The following is a 10,135-nucleotide window of genomic DNA, read 5'->3' on the forward strand; positions in this document are numbered from 1 at the left end:
CTTAATTTTTAATAATTTTAAAAGTTTTAATTGTTTTGTTGTTGTCTAGGACATTCAAAAAATAGATTGCTTGAGGCAAACTTTCCATTTGAATTTGGGTTTCTTGATTGCTAATTTTTTGAGATTGAAGCAACTTTCCAGTTATGTCAGAAAGGTTAATTTGTAAGTTTTCAAAATTGAAATTGTCCACTTTCAAGTTCACAATAGAAGTTGTAGGATTTGGATAAACCGTCATTAATAATATAATTTCAGGAAAATTGTCAGTTCCAAGTGTTACAATTTCAAAAGGTTGTTGCACACCTTGAGTAACTGTACCTCCACTTCCTGTTGCGTTTGTATAAGCAACTTGTCCAACTGAATAACTTACAGTTCCGCCACTGCCTGTTGCGTTGCCGCCACTAACAACAACGTCTTTCTGCGCTTGTATATTTTGGATAAAAAATCCAAATATTACCGCTAATAAAAGTTTTTTTGTTTTCATAATGTTCTGTATTTTAGTTTATAGTGTAAAGTTCTATGACTTTGACAGTTTAAAAAACCTCAAAAGGACGAACGACAGAATTAAGGGACGGATAACATGTTTAATTTTGTAAAAATTATTATATTTACTCTTTAATCTATTAAAAGTGAAAGTGTTTTCTTGTATTATTGTTGATGATGACGAAATGGATCGGCTAATGGTAGTTGCTTATACTAAGCGATTTACAGCTTTAGATATTGTAGGTGTTTTTGATTCTGCCGAAAAAGCGCTTTTTTTTCTTGAAAAAAATACAGTAGATGTTGCCTTCCTCGATATAGAATTAGAGAATGAAAATGGCATTGAACTAAGAAAAAAAGCATTAACTATTCCTTGCTGTATTTTCATAACCTCACACTCAGAATTAGCTGCTGAAACTTTTATGATAGATACATTAGATTTTATAGTAAAACCCTATAATTTCATACGATTTGAGCAAGCAATCTCTAGAGTTCTTGAATACATGGAATTGCGACACAAAGCAGCTTTATTTGAAACAAGTATAGGTGGAGATGTAGTTTACTTAAAGGTTGGAAACGAACAAATTAAAATCAAAATGCATGATATTTTGTATCTTGAAGCACTAAAAAATCATACAATAGTTGTTACAGATAAAAAAAGGTATTGTGTTTTTTCATTTATTGGAGAATTATTACAAGATACTTTTTTTGAATCATTTGTTCGTATTCATAGAAGTTTTGCTGTACAAAAAAAATTTATTGAAAAGATTAATGCTACTGAAGTTCAGTTACATAACAACACCAAAATTCCTATTGGGAGAAGTTATAAAGACAATTTAAATCTTATTTTATGAAATATTTTTACTTTCTTTTCATTTTTTTTATATCTCTTTTTTCAGTTGCTCAAAAATTGGATGGACAAAAATTGATTGATTCGCTTTTGGTTGAATTGCCAAAAATGAAAGAAGATAGTTTGAAGGTAAATGTACTTAACGATTTAGGTTATGCATTCCGAGATATAAATGCTAATGAACACTTAAAATATTGTACCCAAGCTTTAAAATTATCAAAAAACTTGAATTACTTATATGGAAACATAGAGGCGCACCGCAATATTGGTGTATATTATTTGGGTGTAGATAATAAAAAATCAAATGAATATTTTGAATATGTTTTAAAAAATACTAAAAACAAATCTCAAATTGCAAAAGCCTATTTAGGTAAAGGTTTTATCAATTCAAGAGAAGGTAATTTTCCGAAAGCATTAGATTATTATTTTAAAGGATTAAAATTTGCCGAAGAAGGAAAAGATTATCAAATTCAAGGAAAGATTTTAACAAATATTGGAACAATTTATCAAAATTCGGGTGATTATGAAAAAGCAATTTCCCATTTCAAAAAAGCAATTGAATTTAACGATAAGCATAAAAACCTTGCAGAAGTTTATATGGAATTACATAATGTTAGTTCTTGTTATTCAAGTTTAAAGCAATATGATAAAGCATTAAAACATGCTCAAGAAGCTGAAAAGGTTAGTGATAAACTAGGAATACTAAAATTTAAAAATACTACTAATGATTTAAAAGCTGGAATATATGTAGATCAAGAAAAATACGAACAAGCACTCGAAATCTATAAAAAATCTTTAAAAAACTATTTGTTAATTGGTGATGAGAATATGATTATCCAAAATTATAATTTGATTGCAGAAACTTACACCAATTTAGCAGAGTCAAACGGTCAAAGTGAAAATCAAAAAAAAGAGTATCTTCAGGAAGCTTTGTTTGCCATTGAAAAAGCAATAATATTGACAAAAAAAGCAAAAAACATTCGTCGATTGTACGAGAGTTACAGAACCTTATCTTATATACAAAAAACGCAAGGAAATTTCGAAGTAGCTCTAGAAACCCAAGATTTATCTTATAAATTCAAAGATTCTGTTTTCAATTCTGATAATAAAGAAACCATTAAAAATCTTGAAGACAAACGCGAAATTGAACTTAGAGATAAAGAAATAAAAATCAATAAATTATCACTAGATGCCAAAGAAAAACAAAAATGGTATTTGCTTGGCGGTTTGGGATTGCTCACAGTAATTGGAGGATTATTGTTTTACCAAAGCCGAAAACGCAAACAAAACAACAATAAATTGCAAATTTTAAATGAAAATTTAGATTCTAAAAATCTAGAACTAGACCAAGCTAACAAAGCCAAAACTAGATTTTTTAGTATCTTAAATCACGATTTACGTGGTCCTGTAAATAACTTAATTTTCTTTTTACAACTTCAAAACGAAGCTCCAGAATTACTTACCGAAGAAAATACCAAACGAATGCAAGACAAAACTATGTCTGGAGCAAAAAATCTTTTATCAAGTATGGAAGATATTTTACAATGGAGTAAAAGCCAAATGGAAAATTTTAAACCACAACCCAAAAATTTATTGGTAAATCAACTATTTGAAGATACTGAAAAAGTGTTTTCTGGATATTTAAAAATTACATTTGAATACCAAAATCCAGATAATATTGAGATTTTTACTGACGAAAATTATTTAAAAACCATTATAAGAAACCTTACTAGTAATGCCATAAATAGTTTTACAACTACCGAAAATCCCACTATAACTTGGAAAGCTTGGCAAATTGAAAATCAACGTTTTTTATTTGTAACCGATAATGGTTTAGGAGCAAGTAAAGAAAAATTTCAAGTACTGTTTGACGAAAGTGAATTTACAGGAACAAAATCTGGCTTGGGATTGTATCTTATCAGAGATATGGCTAAAGCCATAAATTGTGAGATTTCAGTTGATAGTACTGAAAATATAGGAACTACTTTTACTCTTAAATTTTAAATAGTTATTGTAGTTTAAGACAATCTAGAAAAAATTCAAAAGATTCTGAATCAAACTGAAAAAAATTCAGTTCAAGAGTTCAGAATAAAAAAACCTTTCAAAAAATACATCTTGAAAGGTTTAAAAAAATCAACAAATAATTTCTTATTGTAACAATGCATCAACTGCATCGGTATATGTTTTCTTTGGTGCAACGCCAACTTGACGACCAACAACTTCACCGTTTTGAAAAATTAAAACCGTTGGAATATTTCTAACACCATATTTTGCAGCAAATTCTTGATTTGCATCAACGTCTACTTTTCCAACTGTTGCTTTTCCTTCATATTCTGTTGCAATTTCGTCTATAACTGGTCCAACCATTCTACATGGTCCACACCAAGCTGCCCAAAAATCTACTATTACTGGTTTGTCTGATTTTAATACTACTTCGTCAAAAGTTGCATCTGTTATTGCTAATGCCATATTTTTTATTTTTATTTCTAATTTGTTTTGCAAAAATACCAATTATTTCCTTAATACAATGGTATTTAAGAATTGGTTTTGATTATGTATGTATTTATGGAATTGATTACAAAAAATAAAAAACCCAGAGCAAAAAAATGTCTGGGTCGATTTTCTTATTTTATAGTGCTCACCTATAGCAGATTGTATAGTAGGGCACTTTGAGAGTACAAATGTAATTAAAAAAATTACAAATCAAATTTAATTTTAGAAATAATTATGTTTTTTACAAGTTCGTTTTGGGAAGCAATTGCTAATAAACTCTTTACTTCTTGTTCTAAATCGCTAGCTCTATTTTTAGATACTTTGCTCAATATAAAAAGTAGCAATCGTAATGAAGCATTTAAATTTGTATTATTTTGTGTTTTTAATCTATACTTTAAATTTGGAATACTTTGTATACCTATTGGTTGATTGTAATCAAAAAGTACACCATTATGAGAACAGATATTTCTAATGTTTATGATAGAAATAAAATAGTTGTTTAACAATGATATTTCTCTAAAGCCATAAACTTCTGATATTTTTAATTTTAAATCCTCATTTTTTAGATTTGAAAAAACTTTAAAAACTTGACCAAAGGTTAAAAATTCAAACACTTTCCATGTTGGGGCATAATCACAAGGATGGTATTTTTTGTGATGTTTTGATATAATTTTATTTTTTGTTTTTAAATTAAAATAAATTGAATTGAATTCTTTCAAAATTTGATTATCAACTATTTTAGAATCTATGTACCAAGTATTATTTTCATTATAAAAATTTGATGCAAAATAAACCAATTGAGTTCTAAAATGAACTTCAATCCTATAAATATATCTCAAAAGCAACATCTTCATGTCAAAATCAAAATAGTAAAGCTTGATGATGTCGTTAAAATTTATATCTGATGTAAATTGATGACTTTTTTTATCTTGAAAATAATAAGAATAAAAACCAAGCCGATAATAACCAATATCTAACAGGGTTTCTTTTATTTTTTCTACATCACAATCAAATTTCATACCTCTACTTTCAAGAAGTGTTATTTGTTGTTCTACAGTTGTGGCTTTAGTTCCCATTTATTTATTTAATTATAGTGTTGCAAAGTTTACTAATTATTTTAACACTATAATTTTTACTTATTCACAATTAAGTTAAGTTTTAAACAAGTAGTAGTATTTATTAACTACTTTTCACCACATCAATTTCATCATATGTTAACTCATACAATTGATACACCAACTCGTCGATGTCGTTTTCTAAATCACTTGTATCGGCTTTGGGATTTTCTTTTTTTAAGGTTAGGATTTGGTCGACTAAACTTATAATTGGTTTTTGAAAATCTTTATTAGGTTCAAAAATTGGTATATTTAATAATGGTTCTTTATCTAGTTGAAAATTATTGCCTTGCATTTTACCTTTGTTTCGTAACCAAAATTCTATAAGTTTAGAATTGAATAATCCAGTTAAATATTTTTGGTTTACTCTTTCGGTTTTAATTACATAAAAAGTAGCAGAAACATAAGTATCAAAATCAGTATATGTAAAAACTGGTTTTCCTGCACATTTTCGTTGCACAATTATTTTTTCGCCTTTAAAAAAATTTTCTTCTCTTGTTCTATGCAAACCGTAAGGTTTATTGTCAGATGTTATGACACTTTGGAATTTATCTAAATGTTCTTTAATATTAGGATACGGTTTTATTTCGCTAGGATTTTTAAATTTTGAAGAGGTATAAATTAACCAATACTCATTTTTATTAGTTGCAAAATATCTGCTAAATTGTTCACTATTAAAATATGGTTTTACCAATCGCAATTCATTTTCAGATAAATTCAAATCGTCTTTTTCTTTTTCGCTTAAAGCAAAAATACCATCACCAACTTTATATGTATTATCTAATACTTCATTGGATAATTTATTTATGAAATCTTGAGGAAAAACAATTCCTTGTGCAATTTCAGTTTTTTGATTCAAATCAAAATTCTTTTTAGTTGCAATTTTATTTAAAATACTATCTGATACATTATTATTAAATGTCAAAAACTGATTTAATGAATTGCTTACAACAATATTAGGTTGCATTAAAACATTATTTTCTGTTTTACTATTGGTTAAAATTTCAATAGCATCATTAAATTGAGGTTTTGTAGTTTCAATTTTTCTGTAATCAAAATTGTATTCGTTTTGAATGTCTTTTTTAAATGTCATAATCATTGTTTGAATACTTGCCGTATCAAATATCATATAACTTCCAAAATCTATAATTTGCTCAATTTTAGAATTTTTTAAAATAAAATTTCTTGTTTTACTTGCTCCAGAATTGGTTACCCAATTGTTTGGTGCAATGTAACTTAATAAACCATTTGGTTTTAAAAATTTTAATCCATCACAGGCAAACATATACCAAATATCCATTTTTCCTTGATATACTTCGTTTTCTCTAATTCCGTCAAAAATATGTTTACCTTCATACTCTTTTATATAAGGCGGATTTCCAATTACCACATCAAAGCCAATAAAATCGCCTTTATCGTCTAAAACTTCCGGAAATTCGTACCGCCATTCAAAGGCATCTTTATATATTGGATTGTCTTTTACCGTTTGTATTTCTACTTGTTTGTCTTGTATTTCTGCTTGTAACTTTTCTTTTGCTGTGACTTCTTTATCGGTAAGTTCACTACCAAAAACTTGATAAGTTTGGTATTTTTCATAAAACACACCATTTAATATTCTCAAATCGTTTTGCAATTTAGTAACACGCAAATCGGCCAATTTAAATTCGTCTTTGAAAAGTTTTAATTTTTTTTTGAGTTCGTCTTTGGCTTTTTTATCATTAGTATCTTTATAAATACTTACCCAAGTTTTATATTCTTGCAACTTTTTTTGAAATCCTGTAATGCGTTCAAAAACATTGTCTTTTATGGCAAATTTAGAAATTAGTGAGTTTCCTGTTTTTATATTAATGTCAATGTTTGGTAAAGTATGCAATTCTTTATAATTGCTTTCTTTGGTGTAATATGCATTTTTTAATAACTCAATCCACAAACGCAATTGGCAAATCATTACAGATTTTGGGTTAATGTCAACTCCAAAAAGGCAATTTTCTATAATTTTTTGTTTCTCGGTAAACAAGCATTCTTGCAAATCTTGCAAATCGGTAATGATATTGTTGTTTTGGTTTAAGTTGTATTCAAACAGTTTATCAGTTTCTTGGTTTTGAATAATTAACTCGTCGTTTTCTAATGTTATCGTGTATCCTAAAACTCGGTTATCGTTTTTATAACTTAAAATTTGTAAATCACTTTTTGTAGCAATCATTTCGTTAAGTGCCGAAACCAAAAAATGTCCTGAACCTACTGCTGGATCTACAATTTTAATTTCATTTATTAATCTGTTGGCTTCTGCTCTTTCGGCTTTGTTTTTAAAATCTATTTTTTCTTTCAGTTCTTCATAATTTGTAATATCTTGACAAAAAGGAAAATTGGTTTTAAACTTTTCAACCACTGCTTTTCTAATGGTTTCACGACACATATACATCGTGATAAATCCTGGCGTAAAAAATGAACCGTCTTTGTAACCGTTTATTTTTTCGAATATCAACCCAAGAACCGATGCGTTGATTATAGACTTGTTTTCTTCTTGAATTTTGGCATTGCTTTCACTTGCAAAGTTGTAGGCATCAAGAAAATCTAAAAGATAATTTAAACTGGTTTTGGGTTTTATAACCTCTTTAGTTCCTTTTTTAAGTACCGATTTTTTATAAACAGGAAATTCCAATCTATCTTTTAAGTTGCTTAAAGCTATTGCATTTTTTTCTAAATCGGTCATTTCAAATAACGAACTGTTTAGATATGGAATGTCTACGTATTTTTGTGCAACAGATGATTTTCTATCTGCTGTTTTTTCGGCAAGAACTTCAAAAAATAATTCTTCGAGTTCGTCAAAATCTTTTATTTTTGAGTAAGATAAAAAAGCATAATTTTCGTCATTATTATGGTATTTTATCAATTGTGATTCGAGTAATTTTAAAAATAAAATTCTATTTAACCACGTAATACATAATTCTAAAGCTATTTCATAATATTGATTTTCGATTGCATCGTTAGTATCAAATCCAAAATATTTTTTGGTTTTAAGTTTGGCAATCGTATTTTCTATAAGTGAACCTTCGTTTCTTTCTGCTTCATTTATTCTACGAATGGTTTTTTTGGCAGTGTCTTTACTTTCTTCAAGACCAATAATATAAAGTAATTCGTTATAGAAATCGGTATTTAAGGAATTACTATCGTTAGCAAATTTTTTGTTTAATAAATGTTCTGGCGAAAGGATTTTGTATAAATCAATTAAATCGTTATCGTCTTTTTTATTATCGTTGGTAATTTTTTTTTCGTAATCTTTTAAATTAAAATAAGTACACGAAACTTCTTCTGTAAATTCTGCAAGATATTTAGCTGCAATGGTATCATAGAAATATTTAGTATCATGACCAGAAGATTTAAATGCTAAATAATCTTTTTTAAGTTTAACGTTTCTAAAAATATTTTTCTCGAACCAAACGCCATCAAAAATGAACCATTCATAGATGTTGGTTACAATTAAATTTGTAATTTTATGATTATCATAATCAACCGTTTGACGTAAATAATATAAAACCACTTCCTGCAATGCTTTTACATTAGCATTTGCAGCAGAAACCATATCACGCTTTTCAGTTGGTTTTTTAAATTCTAATAAAACTCCAACATCATCAGTTGTAGAATTTCCTAAACGAATTACTAAATCTTCTTTTTTGTTTACGTTTACAAGATGTTTATCTTTGCAATACACGTTTTTAAACAAGTCGGCAATAACATTTTTATGATATTCTTCGTCTTGCTTTTCATCAATATGATTAAAAGTATTTTGTAATTCTTTTTTAAAAAGTTCAATTTGCTCACGAGTAAGCGACTGCTTATAATACGCTTTGTTTAAACTTTTAGATGGTTTTATTTTTAGTAATTTCATTTAGTATGTATTGCTTTTCAAAAGTAAGAATTTTAATTCAATTTAAAATAAACTATTAATTTACAAAATTTTATGAATTGATGGTATTTTTATAAGGTTTTAGTGTGCATAAAATGACACAAAGCACTATAAAAAAGTTAATTTTATCTTGTCTAAGTATGTTTTTACTGCTTTTGTATTATATTTGCATAGGCAATTTTGATATAGCATAATCTGCACATGCAGAGGTTACCAGTATTGGTACGGCTAATCAAAGATTGCTTTTTTTGTTTATATATCCGTCAGTTTTAAATTCACTAGCTTTTTCTAATTCAAATTTATTCTTTTTTGGATGATAATAGTTACTGCTTTTACTTTCAAATTTTTCAAAATCATACAAGTCAATAATCAGATTCATTTTTTGTACTAAAGCATCATAAAATCTACTTTCTTTAAGTAAAATATACCGTTGTAAAGCCCACATTAAATAATCAATGATACTTAATTCAGGAGTTTTATCACTAGGAATTGTTCTGCAATCATAATGAATTGTAATTGGTGTTTTTCGCTTATTATTATCTCTTTCAATAGCTTTCTCAATAGCGTTTTTTAGTTTTTCACCTGAATTTCCTGCTCTTGTAGATAGTAATATTTGATAGTAAACATCCTCTTTATTTAATCTGTCCTTTAACAAATGATAAACCATATCAAAATAGAATTCGCTTTCCGACTTATTGTGTTTTTTATGAAAAAGGTCTAACCGTTTTCTGCCAATTACGATATATGATTTGAAACCTTCCATTTTACGAATCAATTCAATAAATTTTGTTCTTACTTCAGGTTGATCATTCCTAGCGTGAAAATACCAACCTTTGGGATTTGACACGCATTTTAATGAATTATATAAAGAATCATTTATAATTTCTTGTTGAAGGTCTTTAATTTTTTTATGTATTTCTTTCTTGTCTTCTAAAATAATTAAACCTAATAACAATAAAGGTTGAAATCCTTCAGTACCAACTTGTAATTTATTTTTTTTTGCATAAAAAGATGCATCACCACTTTCGTCAATAAATAAATATATTTTTTTCTTGTCCATAATATTAATTCAATCGAAACTCAACCTCCAAATTCTCCAATTCCTCCAACAACTCTTTAGATATTTTAATTTTCAATTTTCTACTACTCATATCCAAACTTGTAATTTTTCTAACTTGTTCTGTGGCAATTGGTGCATTTTCAATTACATCTTCTTCCTCTAAATTTTCATTTACATCAAGGTTTTCAATATCAATATCCTCATCATTTGACGCAAGTAAAACTGGCTCAATT

At 27.4% G+C, this 10,135-nt stretch carries 8 protein-coding genes; 2 read left to right on the forward strand and 6 right to left on the reverse strand.

The genetic code is table 11. The features are described 5' to 3' along the window. Position 1: 1 nt before the first annotated feature. Positions 2-481: a T9SS type A sorting domain-containing protein gene (locus tag ACH2BC_RS00720; protein ID WP_395052011.1), complete on the reverse strand. Its 480-nt coding sequence runs from the start codon at positions 479-481 to the stop codon at positions 2-4. Between the two features lie 145 nt (positions 482-626). On the opposite strand from ACH2BC_RS00720, the gene ACH2BC_RS00725 reads away from it, so the two are divergent. Then, entirely contained in the window at positions 627-1,331 is a 705-nt protein-coding gene (locus ACH2BC_RS00725; RefSeq protein ID WP_395052012.1) for a LytR/AlgR family response regulator transcription factor, read from the forward strand. Between the two features lie 104 nt (positions 1,332-1,435). Next, on the forward strand, positions 1,436-3,331 hold the full coding sequence (locus tag ACH2BC_RS00730; protein ID WP_395052013.1) for a tetratricopeptide repeat protein: 1,896 nt from the start codon (positions 1,436-1,438) through the stop codon (positions 3,329-3,331). Positions 3,332-3,475: 144 nt separating this feature from the next. Here the strand turns inward: ACH2BC_RS00730 and trxA are convergent, their stop codons facing one another. From trxA to ACH2BC_RS00755, 5 genes are all read right to left on the reverse strand, one after another. After that, positions 3,476-3,796, reverse strand: a complete 321-nt coding sequence (trxA, locus tag ACH2BC_RS00735) for a thioredoxin (RefSeq protein ID WP_395052014.1) — start codon at positions 3,794-3,796, stop codon at positions 3,476-3,478. 227 nt (positions 3,797-4,023) lie between these two features. Next, on the reverse strand, positions 4,024-4,896 hold the full coding sequence (locus tag ACH2BC_RS00740; RefSeq protein ID WP_395052016.1) for an Abi family protein: 873 nt from the start codon (positions 4,894-4,896) through the stop codon (positions 4,024-4,026). Between the two features lie 103 nt (positions 4,897-4,999). Next, positions 5,000-8,824 carry an Eco57I restriction-modification methylase domain-containing protein gene (locus tag ACH2BC_RS00745; RefSeq protein WP_395052017.1) on the reverse strand — a complete coding sequence of 1,275 codons (3,825 nt, stop codon included), beginning with the start codon at positions 8,822-8,824 and terminating at the stop codon, positions 5,000-5,002. A 250-nt stretch (positions 8,825-9,074) separates the two neighbouring features. Further along, complete coding sequence (locus tag ACH2BC_RS00750) at positions 9,075-9,902, reverse strand: DUF3800 domain-containing protein (protein WP_395052018.1); 828 nt, start codon at positions 9,900-9,902, stop codon at positions 9,075-9,077. 4 nt (positions 9,903-9,906) lie between these two features. Beyond that, positions 9,907-10,135: hypothetical protein (locus tag ACH2BC_RS00755; protein WP_395052019.1), on the reverse strand; the 229-nt coding region annotated here is incomplete at its 5' end.

This window comes from Flavobacterium sp. (genome assembly GCF_043760115.1).
In the GTDB taxonomy this organism is placed as follows: domain Bacteria; phylum Bacteroidota; class Bacteroidia; order Flavobacteriales; family Flavobacteriaceae; genus Flavobacterium.